The sequence below is a fragment of the Miniimonas sp. S16 genome (genome assembly GCF_057748195.1).
Window position 1 is genome coordinate 3,143,828 of sequence record NZ_CM173242.1, and the last position, 21,673, is coordinate 3,165,500.

19 protein-coding genes and 1 other RNA gene are annotated in these 21,673 nt (G+C 71.2%); 16 read left to right on the forward strand and 4 right to left on the reverse strand.

Annotation, left to right across the window (positions count from 1 at the left end; all coding sequences use genetic code 11):
* The first annotated feature begins 11 nt into the window (after positions 1-11).
* The 15 genes from ftsE to mobF all read left to right on the forward strand — a co-directional run bounded on the left by ftsE (position 12) and on the right by mobF (position 14,631).
* Positions 12-785, forward strand: coding sequence for a cell division ATP-binding protein FtsE (gene ftsE / locus AC3AQ1_RS13770; protein WP_108719455.1), 774 nt, complete (start codon positions 12-14; stop codon positions 783-785).
* Between the two features lie 56 nt (positions 786-841).
* The gene (gene ftsX / locus AC3AQ1_RS13775; RefSeq protein WP_108720236.1) at positions 842-1,705 is read left to right on the forward strand and encodes a permease-like cell division protein FtsX; all 864 of its coding nucleotides are present in this window, start codon (positions 842-844) and stop codon (positions 1,703-1,705) included.
* 149 nt (positions 1,706-1,854) lie between these two features.
* Complete coding sequence (locus AC3AQ1_RS13780; protein ID WP_108719456.1) at positions 1,855-3,270, forward strand: M23 family metallopeptidase; 1,416 nt, start codon at positions 1,855-1,857, stop codon at positions 3,268-3,270.
* A 59-nt stretch (positions 3,271-3,329) separates the two neighbouring features.
* Positions 3,330-4,019 carry a DUF6882 domain-containing protein gene (locus AC3AQ1_RS13785; RefSeq protein WP_108719457.1) on the forward strand — a complete coding sequence of 230 codons (690 nt, stop codon included), beginning with the start codon at positions 3,330-3,332 and terminating at the stop codon, positions 4,017-4,019.
* Positions 4,020-4,229: 210 nt separating this feature from the next.
* On the forward strand, positions 4,230-4,745 hold the full coding sequence (gene smpB, locus AC3AQ1_RS13790) for an SsrA-binding protein SmpB (RefSeq protein WP_108719458.1): 516 nt from the start codon (positions 4,230-4,232) through the stop codon (positions 4,743-4,745).
* Positions 4,746-4,796: 51 nt separating this feature from the next.
* Positions 4,797-5,639: a dimethylargininase gene (gene ddaH / locus AC3AQ1_RS13795; protein ID WP_108719459.1), complete on the forward strand. Its 843-nt coding sequence runs from the start codon at positions 4,797-4,799 to the stop codon at positions 5,637-5,639.
* 122 nt (positions 5,640-5,761) lie between these two features.
* Positions 5,762-6,169 (forward strand): DoxX family membrane protein, encoded by a 408-nt coding sequence (locus AC3AQ1_RS13800; RefSeq protein WP_108719460.1) that lies wholly within the window; start codon positions 5,762-5,764, stop codon positions 6,167-6,169.
* A gap of 157 nt (positions 6,170-6,326) precedes the next feature.
* A complete protein-coding gene (locus AC3AQ1_RS13805) occupies positions 6,327-7,412 on the forward strand; it encodes an LLM class flavin-dependent oxidoreductase (protein ID WP_108719461.1) in 1,086 nt (361 codons plus the stop codon).
* 99 nt (positions 7,413-7,511) lie between these two features.
* Positions 7,512-7,880, forward strand: a transfer-messenger RNA (tmRNA) gene (ssrA, locus tag AC3AQ1_RS13810).
* Between the two features lie 276 nt (positions 7,881-8,156).
* The gene (locus AC3AQ1_RS13815) at positions 8,157-9,347 is read left to right on the forward strand and encodes a tyrosine-type recombinase/integrase (RefSeq protein WP_108719462.1); all 1,191 of its coding nucleotides are present in this window, start codon (positions 8,157-8,159) and stop codon (positions 9,345-9,347) included.
* A gap of 263 nt (positions 9,348-9,610) precedes the next feature.
* Positions 9,611-9,838 (forward strand): FitA-like ribbon-helix-helix domain-containing protein, encoded by a 228-nt coding sequence (locus AC3AQ1_RS13820; protein ID WP_108719463.1) that lies wholly within the window; start codon positions 9,611-9,613, stop codon positions 9,836-9,838.
* Positions 9,835-10,227 (forward strand): type II toxin-antitoxin system VapC family toxin, encoded by a 393-nt coding sequence (locus tag AC3AQ1_RS13825; protein ID WP_108719464.1) that lies wholly within the window; start codon positions 9,835-9,837, stop codon positions 10,225-10,227. Before AC3AQ1_RS13820 ends, AC3AQ1_RS13825 begins: the two co-directional genes overlap by 4 nt.
* Before the next feature lie 105 nt (positions 10,228-10,332).
* A complete protein-coding gene (locus AC3AQ1_RS13830; protein ID WP_108719465.1) occupies positions 10,333-10,536 on the forward strand; it encodes an excisionase family DNA-binding protein in 204 nt (67 codons plus the stop codon).
* A 152-nt stretch (positions 10,537-10,688) separates the two neighbouring features.
* On the forward strand, positions 10,689-11,711 hold the full coding sequence (locus tag AC3AQ1_RS13835; RefSeq protein WP_108719466.1) for a hypothetical protein: 1,023 nt from the start codon (positions 10,689-10,691) through the stop codon (positions 11,709-11,711).
* A 136-nt stretch (positions 11,712-11,847) separates the two neighbouring features.
* Positions 11,848-14,631 (forward strand): MobF family relaxase, encoded by a 2,784-nt coding sequence (gene mobF, locus AC3AQ1_RS13840; RefSeq protein WP_159096561.1) that lies wholly within the window; start codon positions 11,848-11,850, stop codon positions 14,629-14,631.
* A gap of 366 nt (positions 14,632-14,997) precedes the next feature.
* Here mobF and AC3AQ1_RS13845 read toward each other — a convergent pair whose 3' ends face one another.
* A complete protein-coding gene (locus AC3AQ1_RS13845; RefSeq protein WP_159096562.1) occupies positions 14,998-15,702 on the reverse strand; it encodes a hypothetical protein in 705 nt (234 codons plus the stop codon).
* 994 nt (positions 15,703-16,696) lie between these two features.
* Between AC3AQ1_RS13845 and AC3AQ1_RS13850 the strand changes: the two genes are divergently transcribed.
* Complete coding sequence (locus tag AC3AQ1_RS13850; RefSeq protein ID WP_108719468.1) at positions 16,697-18,610, forward strand: heavy metal translocating P-type ATPase; 1,914 nt, start codon at positions 16,697-16,699, stop codon at positions 18,608-18,610.
* Here AC3AQ1_RS13850 and AC3AQ1_RS13855 read toward each other — a convergent pair.
* Genes AC3AQ1_RS13855 through AC3AQ1_RS13865 form a run of 3 tightly spaced genes read right to left on the reverse strand, consistent with a single transcriptional unit; the run spans position 18,543 to position 21,666 of the window.
* Positions 18,543-19,796, reverse strand: coding sequence for an APC family permease (locus tag AC3AQ1_RS13855; RefSeq protein WP_108719469.1), 1,254 nt, complete (start codon positions 19,794-19,796; stop codon positions 18,543-18,545). The two genes, AC3AQ1_RS13850 and AC3AQ1_RS13855, sit on opposite strands and share 68 nt — an antisense overlap.
* 2 nt (positions 19,797-19,798) lie before the next feature.
* Positions 19,799-20,725: a carbohydrate ABC transporter permease gene (locus AC3AQ1_RS13860; RefSeq protein WP_108719470.1), complete on the reverse strand. Its 927-nt coding sequence runs from the start codon at positions 20,723-20,725 to the stop codon at positions 19,799-19,801.
* On the reverse strand, positions 20,725-21,666 hold the full coding sequence (locus AC3AQ1_RS13865; protein WP_234417526.1) for a carbohydrate ABC transporter permease: 942 nt from the start codon (positions 21,664-21,666) through the stop codon (positions 20,725-20,727). The genes AC3AQ1_RS13860 and AC3AQ1_RS13865 overlap by 1 nt, the downstream gene beginning before the upstream one ends.
* Positions 21,667-21,673 lie beyond the last annotated feature (7 nt).

The following is a 21,673-nucleotide window of genomic DNA, read 5'->3' on the forward strand; positions in this document are numbered from 1 at the left end:
GTGAGTGACGCATGATCCGCCTCGACCGAGTCTCGAAGGTGTACACCCGAGGCGCCCGGCCGGCGCTGGACCGCGTGTCCCTCGAGGTGGAGCGCGGCGAGTTCCTCTTCCTCGTCGGCGCCTCCGGCTCCGGCAAGTCGACCTTCCTGCGCCTCGTGCTGCGCGAGGAGTCCGCGACGTCCGGCCGGGTGTACGTGGCCGGCCGCGAGATCACCGCGCTCTCGCAGTGGAAGGTGCCCTCGCTGCGCCGGCAGATCGGCGTGGTGTTCCAGGACTTCCGCCTGCTGCCCAACAAGACGGTGTTCGACAACGTCGCGTTCGCGCAGCAGGTGATCGGCAAGCCGCAGCACGCGATCGCGCGCGACGTGCCCGAGGTGCTCGAGCTCGTCAAGCTCGCGGGCAAGGAGCGGCGGATGCCGCACGAGCTGTCCGGCGGTGAGCAGCAGCGCGTCGCGATCGCGCGCGCCATCGTCAACCGGCCGGCGATCCTGCTCGCGGACGAGCCCACCGGCAACCTCGACCCGACCACGTCCGCCGGAATCATGACGCTTCTGGAGCGCATCAACCGCACCGGGACCACCGTGGTGATGGCCACGCACGACGAGGTCATCGTCAACCAGATGCGCAAGCGCGTGGTGCAGCTCGTGGACGGCGAGGTCGTGCGCGACGAGGCCTCGGGTGCCTACGAGAAGGTGCACATCGCCGAGGGCGAGGACCCCGACCGCGTGCGCGCCGGGTCCGACGGCGACGGCGAGCACGGCCCGACGGCGGAGGCCGCCTCGTGAGCCGGCTGCGGTTCGTCCTGGGCGAGATCGGCCAGGGCCTGAGGCGCAACCTCTCGATGGCCGTGTCGGTGGTGCTCGTGACGTTCGTGTCGCTCACGTTCGTCGGCTCCGCGGCGCTGCTGCAGATGCAGATCGGCAAGATGAAGGGCGAGTGGTACGACCGCGTCGAGCTGTCGATCTTCATGTGCCCGAACGGCCGGCCCACCGTGGACACGTGCGCGGGCGGCGAGGCGACCCAGGAGCAGATCGACGCGATCCGCGCGCTGCTGGAGTCCCCGTCGATGGAGCCGTACGTCCAGGAGGTCTTCTTCGAGACCAAGCAGGAGGCCTACGACGCGATGAAGGAGCAGTTCGCCGACCAGGACTGGTTCCAGCGCCTCGACGTCGACCAGCTGCAGGTCTCCTTCCGCGTCAAGCTCACCGACCCCACCCAGATCGACATCGTGAGTGATGAGGTGTCCGGTCGCACCGGGGTGGAGTACGTCCAGGACCAGCGCAAGATCCTCGAGCCGATCTTCATGGTGATGAACCGGGCGACCGTGCTGTCGGCGGGGCTCGCCGTGGTGATGACGGTGACGGCCGTGCTGCTCATCACCACCACGATCCGGCTCTCGGCCATGAGCAGACGCCGGGAGACCGAGATCATGCGCCTGGTGGGCGCGTCCAACTTCTTCATCCAGCTGCCGTTCATGCTCGAGGGCGCGCTCGCCGCGCTGCTCGGCGCGGGCCTGGCGACCGGCGCGCTGTGGGCCGCCGTGCGGTACGGGGTGGAGGACTGGCTGGCCTCGGAGGTCGGCTTCATCAACGACTACATCACGACGGCGGACGTGTGGCTCATCGCGCCCGTGCTCGCGGCGATCGGCATCGGGATCGCCGCCGTGAGCTCGCTCGTGAGCCTGTCCCGGTACACCAAGGTCTAGGAGCGGTGAGCGTGCGAGAGCGTTCGAGGAGAGTGGCGGCCGGGGCCGGGGCCGGGGCCGGGGCCGGTGCGGCTGAGGCGGCGGGTGCGCAGTTGGCGGCAGCGGCTGCGCTGCGCCGCCGGCGGCGGCGGGCGACCGTACGCCGCCGCGTGGCGGCGGTCGCGACGCTGCTGGCGATGCTCGCCGTCGGCGGCGCGGCGCGCGGCGACCAGCTCGCCGACCTGGAGAACCAGCGCCAGCAGCTCGAGCAGCAGCGCCAGGACAACGCGGCGCAGCAGGAGCAGCTGTCCTCCGCGCTCGAGGGCACGAGCGCGGACCTGCAGAACGTCTACCTCGACATCGCGCGGCTCGACGGCGAGATCCCGATCGCGGAGGCCGAGCTCGCGCAGGCCGAGGAGGACCTCGCCGCCGCCGAGCGCGAGCAGGAGTCGGTGAACGACCGGCTCGCCGTCGCGCAGAGCGAGGCCGACACGCTCACGGCCGACCTCGCCGCCTCCGACGAGGAGATCGCGAAGACCCAGGACGACATCGGCGAGCTGGCGCGCTCCACCTACCGCGGGTCGGAAGGCTTGTCGACGCTCGCCGTCGTGGTTGACGCGAGCACGCCCGAGGAGTTCACCGAGCGCGCGTCCGCGATGAGCTCGGCGATGCGGACGCAGGGCCAGGTGCTGGACGACCTCGAGACGAACGCGGCGAGCCAGCGCAACCAGCAGGCGCGGCTCGACGCCGTGAACGACCGGATCGCCGAGCTCAAGGTGGAGGCCGACGCGGCGGTGGTGACGGCGGACGCGGCACGTCAGACCGCGCAGGACCGCCGCGACGAGCTCGAGGACATGCGCGCCGAGCGCGCGACCAAAGCCACCGAGCTCGAGGGCTACAAGGCGCAGATCGAGTCCCAGCAGTCCGAGATCGCCGCCGACGACGCCGACCTGGCCAACCAGATCCAGGGCATCGCCAACCAGCAGGCTGCCGAGCGGCAGCGCCAGGCCGAGGAGGCCGAGCGGCAGCGGCAGGCGGACGAGGCAGCGCGGCAGGCGCAGGCCCAGCAGCAGGCGCAGTCCGGGGGAGGGTCGTCCGGCGGTGGGTCGTCCGGCGGGTCCTCGGGCGGGTCGAGCTCCGGCTCCGCGCCCGCGTCGACCGGGTTCCTCACGCCGCCGGTCGCGGCGCCGTTCTACGTGACGTCGCCGTTCGGCATGCGCATCTACCCGATCACCGGCGGCCGGTACATGCACAACGGCACCGACATCCGGTCCGCGTGCGGCAACCCCCAGTACGCCTCCGGGGGCGGCACCGTGGTCGGGGTGCGCAACGCGGCCGGCAACGGCACGCACGGCAACCAGGTCCTCATCGACCACGGCGTCGTCGACGGCGCGTCCTGGGTCACGGTGTACAACCATCTGTCCCGGTTCGCCGTGAGCGTCGGGCAGCAGGTGTCGCAGGGTCAGGTGATCGGCTACACCGGCATGACCGGCGCCGTGACCGGGTGCCACGTGCACATCGAGGTGTGGAAGAACGGGACGCCGATCAACCCCGAGAGCCTGTCCGGCTGGAACCGCTCGAACTGACGGCCCTGGGGGTCGATCGGCGTAGTCTCACCGGCACGTCCCCGACCCGAGGAGTTCCCATGCGCTCGCCCGGACTGTCCGCCCTCATCGCCGACGCGGCGTTCCTCGCCCACGAGGCGCAGACCCACCTGCTGGAGACCTACGGCGAGCACGAGGGCTGGAACGTCGACCTGGTCGCCGGGACGTTCACGTTCGCCGGCGAGCAGCCGGCGACGTTCGGGGTCCAGCTCCTCGGCAGCGCCGCACCCGGGCCGCAGTCCTGGCTGTGGGGGTGGGCGAACCCGACCGGGTTCTCCGACGCCGTCCTGGACTCCGCGAACCGGACGCGTGCGCTCGGCGAGCAGTACCGCATCCCCGAGCTGACGAGCGCGGAGCTGCCGTTCGGCGACGAGGACTACGGCCAGGGGCCCGGCATGGCGCTCGCCTACGACCTGTCGTTGGCCGCGCGCGTCGCGTCGGGGCGCTGGTTCGCCTACAGCGGTGAGGTCGGCGGCGGCACGCGCGTCTGGATGCTGCTGGACGGGCTGCGGCTGCCGGCGCCCAGCGCGCTTCGGACGGTGCGCGTGCTCAGCGAGGCGCTCACCACCACGTCCATCGCCGACCAGCGCCGCGCGGTCGCGAGCTACGCGACGCTGCGCGGCGTCGCCTGGGACGGCACGACGCTCCGGATGCCTGACGGCGACATCGCCGTCACCTTCGACGACTCCGGCCGCATCAGCGGGCTCGACGGGGACCTCCGCCCCGCCTGACCCCGCCCCCCCGTTCGCGAGGTACTTTCCGTCCTTTCGCGAGGTGATGTTCGTCGTCCGGAGCACCTCGCCGGCGTCCGAGATCACCTCGCGAAAGGACCGAGATCACCTCGCGAAAGGACCAAGATCACCTCGCAGACGGGGGGCGCAGGTCGGCCGCGAGCGAAATCCTGGTGAGCCCGCGACCACCCCGCGGTTAGGGTGGTCGGCATGTCCCGGATGAAGAACGCGGAGCGAGCCGCGCGCGCTGCCGCGAAGGGGGACCAGCCGGTCAAGATCGTGGTCGCCCGCAACAAGAAGGCCCGCCACGACTACCACATCGACGACACCTGGGAGGCGGGCATCGCGCTCACCGGCACCGAGGTGAAGAGCCTGCGCGCCGGCCGCGCCTCGCTCGTCGACGGCTTCGTGCTCATCGACCGCGGCGAGGCCTGGCTCGAGGGCGTGCACATCGCCGAGTACGCCGAGGGCACGTGGACCAACCACGCGCCGCGTCGCAAGCGCAAGCTCCTCCTGCACAAGACGGAGATCCTCAAGCTCGACTCCAAGACGCGCGAGAAGGGCTACACGATCGTCCCGCTCGAGCTGTACTTCCTCGGCTCGCACGCCAAGGTCGAGATCGCGCTCGCGCGCGGCAAGAAGGAGTGGGACAAGCGCCAGACGCTCCGCGAGCAGCAGGACATGCGGGAGGCGCACCGCGCCATCCGCAACCGCGAGCTCGCCTGAGCTGTCCCATACGCCTGCCGGAGGGACCCGCCGAACCCTAGGCTCGGCGTCGTGAGCACCGCCGCGTACTCCTCCGACACCGAGACCGACGCCGTCCAGGCGGCCGCCGAGGCCGACGCCGCCGACGCACCCCCGCACCGGCGCGCCCTCGTGCGCCGACCTGCCGCGTCGCTCGCCGACGGCCTGGTGACACACATCGAGAAGGCCGACGTCGACGTCGAGCTCGCGCGGGCGCAGTGGGTCGACTACGTCGCGGCGCTCGAGGCGCACGGCTGGCGCACGATCGAGGTCGAGCCGCGCGACGACCTGCCCGACTCCGTGTTCGTGGAGGACGCCGTCGTGCTGTTCGGGCCGTTCGCCGTCGTGACGCGGCCGGGCGCCGACGCCCGCAAGCCTGAGACGGTGGGGGCGCTGCGCGCCGTGGTCGACCTCGGCCTCGAGGTCGCCGAGATCGAGGCCCCCGCGACGCTCGACGGCGGAGACGTCCTCACCGTCGGCCGCACCGTCTACGTGGGTCGCGGCGGGCGGACCAACCCCGAGGGCGTGCGCCAGCTGCGGTTCCTGCTCGAGCCGCGCGGCTACGAGGTGGTCAGCGTCCCGATGACCAAGGCCCTCCACCTCAAGAGCGCCGTGACCGCGCTGCCCGACGGCACCGTGATCGGCTGGGAGCCCGTGGTCGACGACCCCGAGATCTTCCCGACCTTCTGGGCCGTGCCCGAGGAGGCGGGTGCCCACGTCGTGGTCCTCGATCCCGGCACCGTGCTCATGTCGGCCGCCGCGCCGCGCACTGCCGCGCTGTTCCGCGACCACGGGCTCGACGTCGTCACGGTCGACATCTCCGAGTTCGAGAAGCTCGAGGGGTGCGTGACCTGCCTGTCGGTGCGCGTGCGCTGACTTCGCGTGCACTGCCGGCGCCGGCGCGAGCTCGCGGCGCAAGCCCGCCCGCCCGGGTGAGCACCGCGGCGGCGCGTGAGACGTAGGGTGGAGTGTTCGCCGTCGTCGATCGAGGAGCTCCCGTGGCCAGCCTGCGCAACATCCCCCTCCGACTCACCACCGGTGCGTTCATCCTGAACTCCGGCATCGGCAAGACCCAGCTCGACGCCGAGTCCGCCGCCGGCCTGCAGGCCATGGCCGCGCGGGCCTTCCCGCAGCTCGGCCAGATCAAGGCCGAGGAGTTCGGCAAGCTGCTCGCCGCGGGCGAGCTGGCGCTCGGCTCCGCGCTGCTTGCCCCGTTCATCCCCGCACGCCTCGCGGGCCTCGGCCTCACGGCGTTCTCGTCGGCGCTGCTGTGGATGTACCACAAGACGCCCGGCGCGACCGTCGACGGCGTGCGCCCCACCCAGGACGGCACCGGACTCGCGAAGGACGTCTTCCTCCTCGGCGCCGGCCTGTCGCTGCTCATCGGCGGCTCGAAGAAGAGCTGACCTCGCGCGCTCGACGGCGTCGCCCGCCTCGTGCGGACACGCTGCGGTCGCGCCGTGGGTGCGTCGCCGGTGCGTCGTGCGGACGCGGCGAGCACGCCGCCTCCAGCGCCGTTCGGCCGCGGCTGAGCACGCCCCCACCGTGCGCTTGAATGGCTTCATGCAGCTCGGGATCTACACGTTCGGCGACGTCGTCCAGGGCGACGACGCCGCGACCACCCTGCGCAACGTCCTCGAGCGCGTGCGCCTCGCCGAGCAGGTGGGCCTGGACTACGTCGGGATCGGCGAGCACCACCGCCCGGAGTTCGCGATCACCTCGCCGGCGACCGTCGTCGCCGCGGCGCTGGCGCAGACCGAGCGGATCCATGTCGGCTCGGCCGTCACGGTGCTGTCCACCGAGGACCCCGTGCGCGTCTACCAGCAGTTCGCGACGATGGACGCCCTCTCCGGCGGGCGCGCGGAGCTGCTCGCGGGCCGCGGGTCGTTCATCGAGTCCTACCCGCTCTTCGGGGCGGACCTGCACGACTACGACGAGCTCTTCGAGGAGAAGCTCGGCCTGCTCCTCGCGCTCGACGACGCCGGTGCGGTGGGGGAGCGGCTCACCTGGGAAGGGCGCTTCCGGCCTCCGCTGCTCGACGCGCTCGTCCTGCCGCAGCCCGCCGACGTGCCCGGACGCGGCCGGCGACTCAACCTCGGGATCGCGACCGGTGGCAACCCGGACTCCTCGGTGCGCGCGGCGCAGGCGGGGCTGTCCGTGAACTACGCGATCATCGGCGGCTGGCCGACCCACTTCGCGCCGCTCGCGGACCTGTACCGGCGCGAGTTCTCCCCGCGAGCTGGCGTCGTGGGCGAGGCGGCGACACCGTCGGTCACGCTCTCGGGGATGGGCTACGTCGCGCGGGACGCGCGCGCGGCGCTGGAGGACTTCTTTCCGTACTGGCACTCCTCGATGCGCACCATCGCGACCGAGCGGGGGTTCGCGCTGCCGAACCGCGTCACGTACGAGGCGACGGCCGCGCCCGCGGGCGCGTACGCGATCGGCAACCCGGAGCAGGTCGCGGAGAAGATCGTCCGCACGCAGGCGGCCGTGGGGCACACCCGCCAGATCTTCCAGATGGACGTGGGCGGGGTGCCACACGCGCAGCAGCTCGCCGCGATCGAGCTGCTCGGCACCGAGGTCAAGCCCCTGGTCGACGCCGAGCTCGGCGCGGTTGGCCCGCTCGCCTCGGGCGAGGGTCGGGAATAGCGGTGGGCACGACGGCGCTGCACAGGTAGACTCGTGGGGCTCGCCTCGGCGGGTACGTCGGCCGCCCACGGGCGGCCGGTGGGTTTGACAACTGCACACGGGGGTGAACGGTTTCGACGACGGCCGTTCAGCCAGGGGAAGCGGGTCGAGGATGCGTGGTTATCTCGATAACGCTCCACGCAAACCAATAGGTGCCGATTCCAAGCGCACCGACTTCGCCCTCGCCGCCTGAGCGAGTAGCCGAAGTCCGTTAGTCCCGGATCGCTCTCGGCCGGATCACTAGCGTCATCTAGAGAGCCACTGCTCGTAGCCTTCGTTACCGGGGCTGCGGGGACTTCTAGGTAACTGGGCCCGTCGGCACGTTGTCAGCGCCAGTGCCGGGGCCGAGCAGAACAGCAGCTGACTGCACCCGGAGAAGCCCTGGCTCCACACCGTCGGACGCGGGTTCGATTCCCGCCGCCTCCACAAGCGATTTGGCCGAGTCCTGTGGACTCGGCCTTTTCGTTGCCCTGGTGCCGAAAAGTCGCGGTGGTACCGATTGGCACGAGGGAGCAGGAACATGCACGAGAGGGCCGAAAAACTGTCACCTGGCTGTCACAGCCTCCGCGGGAGGGCGGTGGAGTTGAGATCCACCGAAGTGGCGATCGATTTCACCTCCACTGGTTCACGGAGCGCGTGGTGAGTGGGTCAACGCCTGACCCCCGCCGGCAGGGGCGGGCACGAGCCAGCAGGACGGAGACCACGATGCCCACCCGCACCTCCCTCCCGAGGGGGATCAGCATGTACCGGGGCAAGTACCGGGTCCGCGTCACCGTCGACGGCGTGGTGACCTCGATCGGGGTGTACGAGACGCTGACCGACGCGCGCGCCGCGCTCACCCTCGCTCGGGCCGACATCGTCACGCGCTCGTTCGTCTCCCCGGCCGAACGACGCGCGAGCGCTCGGGCGGAGGTCGAGGCGCGCCGCGCCGAGGCGATCACCCTGGCCGAGTGGGCGCAGGACTGGCTGCTGCAGCTGGAGAACGACCCGCGCCGCTCCCGGGCGACCGCGGTGAGCTACCGCTCGGTGCTGCGCACCCACTGGCTGCCCGTGCTCGGTGAGGTCCGGCTCGTGGACCTGACCACCGAGATGGTCGCCGCGCACCTGGACCACCTCAGGAAGCAGCCCTCGTCCCGCTACGCCGGGCAGCGGGGTAACGGGGTGGCGCCCAACGCCGCTCAGGTGCTGCGCTCCTGCCTCAACGCTGCCGTCCGAGGGAAGGTCGGCGGCCTCACCGAGTTCACGTTCCCCGTCGCGCCCAAGCACACCCGGGTCCGGCCCGAGGACCTCGACGGCGACGTGGCGAGCCCCGCCGAGGTCATCGCGATGACCGAAGCGATGCCCGAGCACCTGCGCATCGCCGTCCCGCTCGCCGCATGGTGCGCCATGCGGCTCGGGGAGGTCCTCGGGCTGCAGCGCCGGGATCTGGAGCACCTGGGGGACCCGACCCGGGCGGTCCTGCACATCCGCCGGCAGTGGAACGTCAAGGCGGGGGAGGTGACCGCACCCAAGTGCCACTCCGCCCGGTCCATCGCGATCCCGTCCTTCCTCCTGCCGCAGCTGCAGGAGCACCTGGCGACGTTCGTCGGGCCGGACCCGGCCGCCCCGGTCCTCGCGGTCCAGCCCCACCGCACCACCAGGGTCTCCCAGACCCGGTTCGACGTCGCCTGGCGCGCCGCGCGCGAGGCGGCCGGCCGCCCGCAGTTCCGGTTCCACAACCTGCGCCACACCGGGCTGACCGCCTACGCCCAGCAGGGCGCGACCCTGGCCGAGCTGCTCAACCGGGGCGGGCACACCGACGTCGCCGTGGCGCTGCGCTACCAGCACGCCACGCTCGAGCGGGACCGGGCCCTGACCGATCGGCTCGCCCGCGCCGTCGGGGAGCCGGCCGACTGACGAGGGCGGCGCGGGTCCGACGTCGACGGTTCGGCCGTGATCGGGCGAGTCACCTGGCTCACCCGATCACGCCCCGCCGCTAGACGGCGGGACCGGCAGCACGATGGTGTTCACAGGCGACATCGTTCGGCGGCAGGACTGTCTTCTATGGTGCCGATGCGCGAACCATGGGCGACACCACCGTGGGTGTGATGCTGCTGGTTGCGGCAGGACGCCCGTTCTCACCTTGGTCGACTGCGCTTGCAGAGTGCTAGCGTCGCGTCATGACGACGCTCTACATCCGCGACGTTCCCGAAGAGGTCGCCGAGGCCCTCAAGGGACGTGCCGCGGCGGAGGGCAAGTCGTTGTCGGCCTACGTGGCCGCGGAGCTGGCCAAGATCGCCTCGCGCCCCACGAATGCCGAGCTCGTTGCCAGACTCAGGGATCGGGACCGGTCGGGCGGGCCGACCGTGAGTGACATCCTCGCCGCGGTCGAGTCCGAGCGACGGTGATCGTGATCGACGCCTCGGCCATGGTCGAGGCGCTCGTGGGGCGGGACGTCGACGCCGAGCTGCTCGCCGGCCTCGCCGGTGAGGTCGCCGCGCCGCACCTGCTCGACGTCGAGGTGTGCTCGGTGCTGCGTGGGCTGGTGCTGGGTCGAAAGCTCGATGATGCCGTGGCGGAGGACGCGAGGCAGGACCACTTCGCGTTCACGATCCATCGTCACGAGCTCCAGCCGCTCGCTGAGCGTGTGTGGGCACTGCGGCACCAGTTCACGACCTATGACGCCCCCTACCTGGCGCTCGCCGAGGCACTCGAGGCGCCGTTGTACACGTGCGACGCCAAGTTCGTCAGCAACGGCCACCGCGCCGACGTCCGGGTCTTCCCACTGACCCACTGAGCACGCAGCGTGGGTTCAGCGCCTCGGGCGTGCCGGGCCGAGCTCGAGGAGACGTCCACGTGATCGACGCCGATCACTCGCGACGCGCTCCGTCGTGTAGTCGGCATGGACACCAGCTACCCGCACTACCTCACGATCCGACAAGCCGCTGACGTCGTCGGCTGCTCGCCCGACACCATCCGCCGGATGATCGCCCGCGGCGAGCTGCGCGCCGTGCGGTTCGGTCGCCTGCTGCGGATCCCGCCGACCGCGCTGGACCGGGGCGGACGTCCGGTCACCAACCTCGCCCGACGACGCACCGTCGCGTGAACAGGGCCCGTCGTGTCCCGCGCGCCGAGGGTGTTGCCCGTTGCCCGAGCGGTGTTTCCCGTTGTTCGGAGCCCGTTGCCCGGCAACGGGTAACGGGTACGGGTAAGGGGTGGTCTGCAGCATCGAGCCGTTCCCGACGGCAGGAGACGGCGATGCCCACGCGACGCGACGACCACGCGCGAGAGCGCGCCGTGAGCGAGCATCTCGTGGGGGAGCAGGGCCCCGCGGGGGAGCAGGGCGCCGCAGTGATGACGGCCGACGACGCCCGTCACCTCACGGACCGGATCAAGCAGAGCCTGGAAACCACGTGGCAGCTCGCGCTGCACGCGTGGAACTGTCGCGCCTGGGTCAGCCTCGGCTACGACTCCTGGGCGAGCTACTGCGAGAACGAGTTCAGCTCCTGCCGCCTCGCGCTGCCTCGCCTCGAACGGGACCGCGCGATCTCCTCCCTGGCCGGCCAGGGTATGAGCAGCCGAGCCGTCGCCTCGCTCACCGGCACCAGCCAGCGCACCGCAGCACGCGTCATCGGCGAGCACCGGGCCGGCACCGAACCGAACGCCGTCCAGAGCACGACGGCGCCCCGCCCCGTCAGCGGTCGCGGCGCCCGCTCCACAGGGACGGACGGGAAGGCCTACCCCGCCCGACGGTCCCACCGAGCGGTCGTGCTGCTGCGCCAGACCCGCGCCGCCGCCCTGCGCGCTCGGGGGATGACCCAGCGCGAGATCGCCCTCGCACTCGACGTCGCCCAGGCCACCGTGTCCGCGGACCTCGCGGAGATCGACCAACTCGGCCGCAGCGCCGGGCACGTCATCAGTACCGAGGAGCTCCTCACCCTCACCGACGACCACGGGCGCCACGATGTCGCCGCGATCGGGGCACGACTCGACGTCGCCGTCGTCGGGCTGCGTGACCTGGAGTCGCTCGCTCGCCAGCCGGCGCGCGACGTCGAGGCGGCACTGAGCGTGATCCTCCAGCGGGTGGTCTACGCCGACGAGTGGCTCGACGCGGACCAGCGCCGTCGAGCGATCGAGGTCCTCGTGCCGACGCTCAGCGCATGCCTGGAGGCTCTCGCCGAGATCCTCCGCGAGTGCCGCACCGCCGCGCACGACGGCGATGCCTGGCCCGAGCTCGCCCGCCGCACCGAGGCGCTGCTCACGGTGGTGACCGCGCCGTGAACCCCGCCACCCGACGTCCGTGCACCCGTTGCCCGTTCGACCTGCGGCCGACCACCGCCGACGGGGTTCACAGCGATGGACGCATGCTACGGAGTAGGACGCGGCCTCCCGGGGTGGTGGCGTCGTGAGGGGCGGGGTGCAGCTCTGGCGGGGTGAGGGTGGTGCCGCGGCGCGGCGCTACCTGGAGTCCGACGCACATCGTCCGGAGGACTACTACCTCAAGGACGGTCCCGGCCTGGTGGACCGGTGGGTCCTGAACGGGGCCGGCAGCGTCACGTCGCGCTCGGTGCTCGACGGCGCGGCGTACGAGGCGTGGGTGGACTGGGTCGACCCGGACACGGGCCAGGTGCGCGGCACCCCACGGACCCGGCACCGCTACGACGCTGCGGGGGCGGTGGTCGGCGTCGAGCGCTCGCCCCGGTTCGCGGAGATGACGGTCAACTGCGACAAGACCCTCTCCCTCGCCGCAGCGCTCTATCCCGAGGTCTCGACGGCGTTGGACGCGGCGCAGGAGGACGCGGCGGGGGCGATGCTGTCCTGGCTCGCGACGCACTCCCGCACCCGGGTCGGTCCGAAGGGCGCCCAGGTGCACGTCGGGGTCGAGGTGGTCGAGGCCGCGTCCGTGGTGCACCACACCTCCCGCGCCGGTGACCCGCACCGGCACATCCACCTTCAGGTCAACACCCGGGTCTATGCGGCGGGTGGGTGGCGCGGCCTGGACACCGCGCTGATGTTCCGCCAGCAGGGCGCCCTGCGTGGCATCGGGGAAGCCGCCATCCACGCGCACGAGGGCTTGCGAGTCGCGCTCGCCGCCGGGGGGCTGACGTTCGACCCCGCGACCGGCGACGTCGTGGAGCTGCGGGCCGCTGTCCCGGCGATGTCCAAGCGCAGCAGGCAGATCGCCGCCAACCTCGAGCAGATCGAGGCGGACTGGCAGGCGCAGCACCCTGGCCAGGTGCCCGGGCCGCGGGTGGTGCGGGGCTGGCACCGGCTCGCGTGGGAGATGGGGAGGCCGGACAAGAAGCCCGGCGTCGCGCCGGATGAGGACCTGTGGCGGGCCGAGATCCACGCCACCGGCTACACCCACCCCACCACGCCCGTCCCACTCGCACCACGGCTCGGGGTCGGGGCGATCGACCGGGACCAGGTCGCCGCGCTCGCGATCGAGCAGGCCCAGGCGCGCCGGTCGACCTGGTCCACGGCGGACCTGACCGAGCACACCGCCCGCCTCCTCGCCCACGCCGGCGTGACCGCACCGCGGCGGGTGCTGATGGAGACCATCGAGGACATCAGCACCCGCGCCGCCACGTTGTGTGAGTCCGTGGCTCCGGCCGTGTGGGCGACCGGGGCGGTCCCGGACGGGTACCGGCACCTGACCAGCCGGCACGTGATCCGCACCGAGCAACGCCTCGGCGACCTGCTGCAGACCCTCACCGACACCACCACGCCCGGGATCGACGCCGACCACGTCGACTACCTCCTGAACCGGCTCGACATCGGCGGCTTCGGGCGGGAGCCGCTGGGGGAGGACCAGCTCGCCGCCGTCACCGCGATGAGCAGCGGCGCGGGCCTGGTCGTGGTCACGGGGGCGGCCGGGGCGGGGAAGACCCGGATGCTCACCGCCGCCGCTGCGGTGACCCGAGCCCTGGGGTGTCGTCAGGTCGTGGTCGCCCCGTCGATGAAGGCAGCCCTCGGCGCCGCGCAGCAGGCCGGTGCCGCGGCGTCCTCGGTGCACAAGCTCCTGCACGCCTACGGCTGGCGGTGGAACGAGGACGGTACCCGTTGGTGGCGCCTCCAGCCCGGTCGGGTCGACCCGGCCACCGGCCGTCCCGTCCCGTCCGTGCCAGCCGAGTTGCGGCTCGGCGGCCGGACCCAGCTCGTGATCGACGAGGCCGGGATGCTGGAACAGGAAGCCGCCCTCCGGCTCCTCGACCTCGCCCGAGACGCGGGTGCGCAGGTCGTGATGATCGGCGACACCGCCCAGCTCGGCGCCGTCGGCCGCGGCGGCGTCCTGGACCTCGCCACCCGACACACCCGTCACCGGGTCGACCTGGCCACCGTGCACCGCTTCACCGACCCCACCTACGCACCCCTCACCCTCGCCATCCGCGACCGCCGCAACCCCCACGCCCTGTTCCACCAGCTCCTGAACCGCGGCCAGATCCGACTCCACGAGACACAGGAGGAGGCCTACGCGGCCATCGCCGCCGACACCGCCCGCACCCTCGCCACCCGCACCGGGGAGACCGTCGCACTCACCGCGGCGAGCGTGGCCGAGGCCACCGCCCTGAACGCCGCCGTCCACACCGCCCGGGTCCACCTGGGCCAGGTCCACGACGGCGTCACCGTGACCGGGGCCGACGGACTCGAGATCGGCGTCGGGGACCACGTCATGGTCCGCCGCAACGACCCCCGCCTCGGCATCGCCAACCGCGAGACGTTCACCGTTACCCGCATCCACCCCGACGGCGCCCTCACCGTCACCGACACCACCCGGCGCCGGCACACCCTCCCCGCGGCGTATGTCGCCGAGCACACCCACCTCGGCTACGCCACCACCGGCCACGGCAACCAGGGCGTCACCACCGCCCACAGCCACACGCTCCTCACCCAGGGCACCGACGGCGCCGGGCTCTACGTCGGCCTCACCCGAGGACGCGAGACGAACACCGTCCACCTCGTCGCCGGCGACCTCGGAACGGCCCGGGATATCTGGACCGACGCCATGCAACGCGACACCACCGACCACGGCCTTCACCACGCCCGCCGCGACCTCAACCGCCAGCTCGACGGCTACCGACCCGCCGCTCCCGCGCCGAGCCCAGTCCCCGGCTGGCGCAACCCCAACCCGGCTGACCCGACCGGCCCACTCGGCCACACCCTGGGATCCGGACCGCTCGGCCCGGAGCTGGGACTCTAGTCGGAGCTGGGTGATGCGACTTCGTGCCTTGCGGCGGACCTATGCGCGTCACGTGTTCCCAGAATCGTTGCAGGTCGAGTGCATCGCCTGTGGACTGGGCTGGCACCGGCCAGAGCAGCGGGTGGGCAGTGTGAGGCTCGCTTCGAGCGCGCTCATCCAGTCACCTGCTGTCATCGACCGAGACGCGTCACACCTCCACAGCCCGAAACGCGAGTCGGATGGCGTCGAGGCAGACCTGGATAGCCCGTCGTATCCAGATAAGGGCTTCCAGATCGACTGATTGCGCCGCGACGAGCGAGTGGCAGAAGTCTGGAGACTTCACACCGCCTCGCGGACGGAGTTGGCGAGACCTCAGTCTCATCTCTATTATGGGCCCTCGGTCTCGGGCTCACGAGCGGGCATTTCACGAAAGAGCCCTTCGTTTGTCCAGTCAGGACCAATGGGGAGTCGAGAGGGTTCCAGCATCTCTATCCACCTCGTTTCGGGCTTTCCGTCGGGACCGACGCGCGCCATAGGAAGAGCGTAGGGAAGGCCAGCGAGTGAACCAATGTGGTCGAGAAATGCCTGCAGCCACCGACACTCTGCACCCAAAACTCGCAATGCTTCTGGCGTCAGTGGATCTGGAAGGAGGGCGCGCCTGTCTTCAGGGACTTGGTAGCAGTAGGTTGCATCTTCGAAATCCCTCGCTAACACTAATGCTGTGCGCGGATGGCCTAGGAAGTCTCTCACCCTCTTACAGCGCCAGAACGCGTTCGATGCATCCTCTAGTAGTTCGCCGGTATAGCCGGCATCGCGAGCCCAGGCCTTAACGTACGTCCAGCGTTCGTCATCACTCAGGCGAGCAAAGTGCCGCTTCGCAACTGCTTTCGATAGTTCGGGTGAAAATCTGCTTAGGTAGAACGCTAAGAGGGTCTCGATACCGTTCTGAACCCCGGCGAACGCTCCCATGAACTCAAGGGCCCAATGTTCGGCGGGCCTTCCTGCGACGAGGTAGACCTCGTCCTCCTGCAGTGGCCATCGGTAAAAGGACGGCGAGCGCCCAGCTGCAACATCCTCTCGATTCTTCCCCATGGGACGATCCTATCCGGGTTCGCATCGCTGCACCCGGTCGGTAGTGCTGTGGACCGGCAAGACCGTTCTGGGGGCAAGGCCAGGCGTGGCAGTGGACATCCGGCTCATCGGGCTTCCGGTGGCGAGTGTGGGTAAGGGTGTGATCAGGGCCGGGTAGCGCTCGGCCTTCAACGAGGGGCCGAGGAACTGCTACACCCCCGGGGCGTCACCCCGGGTCCTCCGGCGTCAGGCTCGGACGCCACGGGACGCGAGCTAGGCCCGCCATCTGTCACACCACTGACACACGTCAACCAGGAGTAGCATCGTTGCAGGCCAGGGCGTGATCGTGGAGTTTCCCGCCGCCTCCACCACGATCAAGCCGGATCCGCAAGGATCCGGTTTTTTCGTTGCAACGACGCCGATCCGAGTGATCGCCACGAGTGCGCTCAAGCGCTGAGGACATCTCGGCCCGGCTCCGCACCCCAGCCGGACGTCGGGGGCGGAGCGGCACCCAGGCGAACCTCTCACGGGCGTCGCTGCCAGGCCCTCAGCTCCACGGATTCGACACGTGCCCTCTGAGCTCCACCACGTGAAGAAGCGCCGTGCACTCCCCGGCCGCGCCGCACTTCGTGTCGACGCCCCAGCGTGAGCCGCTGACCGCGCGTCAGCCGAGTTTCTGGGTCGACTGCCCATGCTCGTGGCTGGTCCGCCGGCGTCGGTCATCGTGTTCATCCCGACGTGCAGCGCTCCTGCGGTTCCCGTCGAGAGGCTGCGGTAGGCCTGGCCCCCCAGCCGCCCTATCACGTCGATGACGCCGCGGACCTCCTGGGCGATCTGGGTCATCGGGATCAGGATCGCACCGGGGATTGTTGTCACGCCGGACTCGTTGGGGCGGCCGCACTGGTGCGCTGGGCAAGAGTCGCGGTCGCCCTGACCGACCAAGGCAAGGCGTCCCTGCCGTTCATCACGCTCCGCCTTGCTGGCGGTACGCCGGGAACTGGCGCACCCTGGCTGCATGAACTCCCTGCACCGGGCCCGCCGCTACCCGATCCTTGCGGCGTCGGGCGCGATCGCGCTCGCCGTGCTGGTCCTCGACCTCTCGGGCCAGGACCTGATCAGCCGCGCCATCGCCACGGCGTGGGTTCTTGTCGTCATCACACTTGCCGTGATGGACATGGCGCGTCAGATCGCCCGCGGACACCTCGGGCTGGACGTCCTGGCGGTCATCGCCATGGGAGCCACGCTCGCCGTCGGTGAGTACGTCGCGTCGCTGATCATCGTGCTGATGCTGTCGGGTGGTGAGGCGCTGGAGGACGCCGCCGAGCGGCGCGCCACCCGCGAGCTCACCGCTCTGCTGAACCGCTCGCCCCAGGCCGCGCACGTGCTTGTCGCTCCTGACGGCGTGGGCGACGAGGTCCGCGATGTCGCCGTCGACCGGGTCGAGGTAGGAGACGTGCTGCTCGTCCGCCCCGCGGAGGTGGTACCGGTCGACGCCACGGTCGTCTCCGATCGCGCAACCGTGGACGAGTCGTCCCTGACGGGCGAGTCCCTGCCGGTCACCCGCCGTCGCGGCGAGACACTTCTGTCCGGCAGCGTCAACGGCCCCGGCGCCGTGCGGGTGCGGGCCGTGCGCACGGCGGCCGACAGCCAGTACCAGCAGATCATCGCCCTCGTGACGGACGCGCAGGGCCGACAGGCACCCGTCGTCCGCCTCGCCGACCGTTTCGCGGTGCCCTTCACCGCGGTGTCCCTGCTGATCGCGGGCCTGGCCGGGTGGCTCTCCGGCGATTGGGTGAGGTTCGCCGAGGTCCTCGTGCTCGCGACCCCGTGCCCGCTGCTGATCGCAGCGCCCGTCGCCTTTCTCGGTGGCCAGTCCCGCGCCGCCCGCCACGGTGTGATCGTCAAGGGAGGGGCGGTGATCGAGAAGCTGGCCAAGGTCCGCGCCGTAGCTCTGGACAAGACCGGCACACTCACCCGCGGTCGGCCCGAGCTGGTGGCGGTTCAGCCGGCCGCCCCCCTCGACCGCGAGGAACTCCTGGTGCTCGCCGCCTCGGCCGAGCAGTACTCGTCGCACGTCCTGGCTGACGGGGTGCGCGAGGCCGCGCAGGCCAGCGGTCTGGCGCTCAGGGCGGCCACCGAGGCGGACGAGGTCGCCACGTGCGGCGTGCGCGCAGTGATCGACGGGCGCAACGTCGTCGTGGGCAAGCGCGCGTACGTGGAAAGAGAGGTGGGTGCCGCGGTGGCGGCTGCGAAACTGGTCGCCGGGCAGGTCGCCGCCTACGTCGCCGTGGACGGTGCGTTCGCCGGCGTGCTCGTGCTCGCCGACGAGGCTCGCCCGGAGAGTGCAGCGGTCGTGCGCTGGTTGCGTGCGAACGGCGTGGCAGAGGTCGCGATGCTGACCGGCGACGCCGACGCGACCGCACGCGCAATCGCGGGCCAGGTCGGTATCGACACGGTGCACGCCGATCTCCTCCCTGCGGACAAGGTGCGGCTTGCCGCCGCGCTCAAGCCCCGCCCGGTGCTCATGGTGGGCGACGGCGTGAACGACGCGCCCGCGCTGGCCGCCGCCGACGTGGGGGTGGCGATGGGTGCGCGGGGAGCGACCGCGGCGGGTGAGGCCGCGGACGCCGTGGTGCTCGCCGACGACCTGGGCAAGGTGGTCGACGCCGTGGTGATCGGCCGGCAGACGCTGCGGGTGGCGCTCGCGGCGATCTGGCTGGGGATCGTGCTGAGCGTCGGCCTCATGCTCGTCGCCGCGACCGGCGCCATCCCGGCCGTCGTCGGCGCCCTGACGCAGGAGGTCGTGGACCTGGCGGCCATCCTCTACGCGCTGCGCGCCCTGGGTGGGCGCCTGCCGGAGCTCAGGCGCGCCGAGCCCGCACGAGCAGTCGCCAGCAGACGCCCAGCGCCAGCAGCCCGGCTGCGGTGACTACCCCGGCGAGCGGGAGGCACACCACGAGCGTCAAGCAGCCGAGCGCGCCGAGCACTGGGACCACCCTCGGCACCCGGCGGTGGGGGCGGGTCTGGGTCAGGGCCGCGAGGTTGGCCACCAGGTAGTACAGGAGAACCCCCGCCGACGAGAACGCGACGGAGGAGCGTACGTCCAGCAGCAGCACGAGGACGCCAACCGCCAGCGCCGCCACGATCTCCGCCACAGCAGGCAGACCGCGGCGCGGCTCGACCCTCGCGAGCGGACCGGGCAGGTCGCCCTGCCGGGCCATCGCCAGACCGGTCCGGCCGATGCCCGCCATCAGCACGAGGAGCGAACCGAGGCAGGCGACCACAGCCCCGGTGGTCACGAGGAGGCGTCCGCCGGGCGCATCCCCCACGAGGTCGAGCACCGGGGCGGTGCTACGAGCCAGATCCTTGACCCCGAGCCCGCGCAGCAGGGCGGCGCCCACGGCGAGGTACACCAGCAGAACGCCACCCAGGGCGATCGAGACGGCGCGGGGGATCGTCCGGGCCGGGTCGCGCACTTCCTCCCCGAGCGTTGCGACCCGGGCGTAGCCCGCGAAAGCGAAGAACAGCAGCCCGGCGCCTTGCGCCACCCCGAGGGGAGACGCACCCACCCACTCGGCCGCAGCACCGCCGTCGCGCGCGACGCTGCGGACCAGACCGATCGCAATGGCTGCGGCCAGGACCATCACCACGAGCATGGCGCTCACGCGCGCCGCGCGGGCCGTGCGCGTGACTCCGGCGAGGTTGAGCGCGAGCACGACGGCGACGGCGACGAAGGCCACCGCGCGCTCCCGGCCCGGCCAGAGATAGCCGCCCGCCGTGAGCGCGATCGCCGCGCAACTCGCGATCTTGCCGACGACGAACATCCAGCCTGCGGCGAACCCGGGCCATTCACCCAGGCGCTCGCGCCCGTACACGTAGGCGCCACCCGCGACGGGATACTGGGCGGCGAGCTGCGCCGTGGAGAACGCGTTCGCGGTCGCGACCACCGCTGCGAGGAGCAACGACCCGAGCACGAGCGAGCCCGCCGCGGCGGACGCTGGTCCAAACACCACGAAGACCCCGGCGCCGAGCATGGCGGCTGCTCCGATCGAGACGGCGTCGCCGAGGCTCAGCACCCGGCGCAGCGGGACCGTCTGAGCGCTCACGTCGTGCATCCTCACCCCTTCCGCCCGGTCGTGGCTATCCCCTCGATGAAGTAGCGCTGCCCGAACGCGAACAGGATGAGCATCGGCAGCGTCACGATGAGCGAGGCCGCCATCACGTACTGGTAGTCGCCGTGGCCGCCCGCCGTCGGGCTGTACTTCGTCATGGCGTACGCGATCCCGAGCGGCGCGTTGAACGACTCCACCGAGCCCGCGTTGAGGTAGATGAGCGAGCCCTGCAGGTTGTTCCAGCTGGCCTGGAACTCGAACAGCAGCACGATCACGAACGAGGGGATCGCCAGCGGCATCGCAATGCGGGTGAACAACGACACGTAGCCCGCGCCGTCGATCCGCGCCGCCTCGAACAGCTCGCGCGGCAGGCCGAGGAAGAACTGCCGCTGCAGGAAGATGTAGAAGGCCGAGCCGAACAGGTTCGCGCCCCACAGCGGCACCCACGTCCCGAGGAAGCCGAGCTCCTTCCAGATGAGGTAGACCGGGATCATGGTGACCGCGCCGGGAAGCATCATGGTGGCCAGCACGAGGCCGAACAGCGCCCCGCGTCCCGGGAACCGGAAGTAGGCGAAGCCGAACGCCACCACCGAGCTCGAGACCGCCACCGCCACCGAGGCGAGCACCGCGATCGCGAAGCTGGTCCACAGCCAGTTGAGCAGCGGCAGCTCGTCCCACACCGTCCGCCAGTTCTCCCACACCACGGGGGAGGGCACGAGGGAGTTGTCGAAGACCTGACCGCGCGTCTTGAGGCTCGCGGTCACGAGCCAGACGAGCGGGTAGAGGAACAGCGCGCTGATCGCGATGAGCAGCACCCACGCGACGACACGACCCATGCGGTCGCGGACCCGTCCCGTACCGCGCGCGCGGGGCGCCGCACCACGATCGACCTGCCCGCGCGGGGCCGTCGTGACACCATCGACGGCTGCCATCAGTTCTCGCTCTCGTAGTAGACGTACCGGTTGCCGACCCGCACCTGCACGAGCGTGATGAGCATGATGATGACGAACATCACCCAGGCCATCGCGGCGGCGAAGCCGAGGTCGAACTGCCGGAACGCCTTCTGGAACAGGTAGATCGCGTAGAAGAGCGACGCCTCGGGGGAGGAGTTGGCGTTGTCGCGCCAGAACAGCAGGTAGGCGCTGTCGAACACCTGGAACGCGGCGATGGTGAGCACGATGACGTTGAAGAAGATCGCCCCCGAGATCATCGGCATCGTGATCTGGAAGAACATTCGGCCCGAACCCGCGCCGTCGAGGGAGGCGGCCTCGTACAGCTCGCGGGGCACGTTGCGCAGGGCCGCCAGGAAGATGATCATCGTGCCGCTCACCGCCCACAGCGACATCAGCACGATGGACGGCTTCACCCAGGCAGGGTCCACGAGCCACTGCGGTCCCTCGATGCCGATGGCGCGCAGTGCGCGGTTCACCGCACCGCTGTTGCCGTTCAGCAGCAGGAAGAACAGTGCGGCGGTCGCGACGGCGGGTGTCATCTTGGGCAGGTAGAAGATCGTCCGGAAGACCCCGGCACCGCGCCCGACCCGCGACAGCAGCAGCGCGAGACCGAGCGCGACGACGATCTCGAGCGGGACGGCGAGGATCGCGTAGAAGAGCGTGTTACCGAGCGACGTGGCGACCTTCGGGTCGGTGAGGAGCCCCTCGAAGTTCGCCGTGCCGATGAACGTGATGTCGTTGCGGGCCAGGTTGTAGCGCCCGAACGACAGCCATAGGCTGAAAGCCATCGCACCCGCGGTGAAGACGAGGAAGCCGACGAGCCACGGTGCGATGAACAGGTAGCCCGCGATCGCCTCGCGGCGCGCCTGGGGGGCGAGCCGACGTCGGCGCCGCGCGGTCGGGGCCGTGGTGCTGGCCACGCCGGCG

Coding starts and splice junctions, on each gene's coding strand:
- AC3AQ1_RS13860 (WP_108719470.1), bottom strand. CDS start 20,725: ATGGCAGCCGTCGATGGTGTCACGACGGCCCCGCGCGGGCAGGTCGAT.
- AC3AQ1_RS13820 (WP_108719463.1), top strand. CDS start 9,611: ATGACGACGCTCTACATCCGCGACGTTCCCGAAGAGGTCGCCGAGGCC.
- ftsX (WP_108720236.1), top strand. CDS start 842: ATGGCCGTGTCGGTGGTGCTCGTGACGTTCGTGTCGCTCACGTTCGTC.
- AC3AQ1_RS13855 (WP_108719469.1), bottom strand. CDS start 19,796: ATGCACGACGTGAGCGCTCAGACGGTCCCGCTGCGCCGGGTGCTGAGC.
- AC3AQ1_RS13850 (WP_108719468.1), top strand. CDS start 16,697: ATGAACTCCCTGCACCGGGCCCGCCGCTACCCGATCCTTGCGGCGTCG.
- AC3AQ1_RS13785 (WP_108719457.1), top strand. CDS start 3,330: ATGCGCTCGCCCGGACTGTCCGCCCTCATCGCCGACGCGGCGTTCCTC.
- ftsE (WP_108719455.1), top strand. CDS start 12: ATGATCCGCCTCGACCGAGTCTCGAAGGTGTACACCCGAGGCGCCCGG.
- AC3AQ1_RS13830 (WP_108719465.1), top strand. CDS start 10,333: ATGGACACCAGCTACCCGCACTACCTCACGATCCGACAAGCCGCTGAC.
- AC3AQ1_RS13845 (WP_159096562.1), bottom strand. CDS start 15,702: ATGGGGAAGAATCGAGAGGATGTTGCAGCTGGGCGCTCGCCGTCCTTT.
- smpB (WP_108719458.1), top strand. CDS start 4,230: ATGTCCCGGATGAAGAACGCGGAGCGAGCCGCGCGCGCTGCCGCGAAG.
- AC3AQ1_RS13835 (WP_108719466.1), top strand. CDS start 10,689: ATGCCCACGCGACGCGACGACCACGCGCGAGAGCGCGCCGTGAGCGAG.
- AC3AQ1_RS13815 (WP_108719462.1), top strand. CDS start 8,157: ATGCCCACCCGCACCTCCCTCCCGAGGGGGATCAGCATGTACCGGGGC.
- AC3AQ1_RS13805 (WP_108719461.1), top strand. CDS start 6,327: ATGCAGCTCGGGATCTACACGTTCGGCGACGTCGTCCAGGGCGACGAC.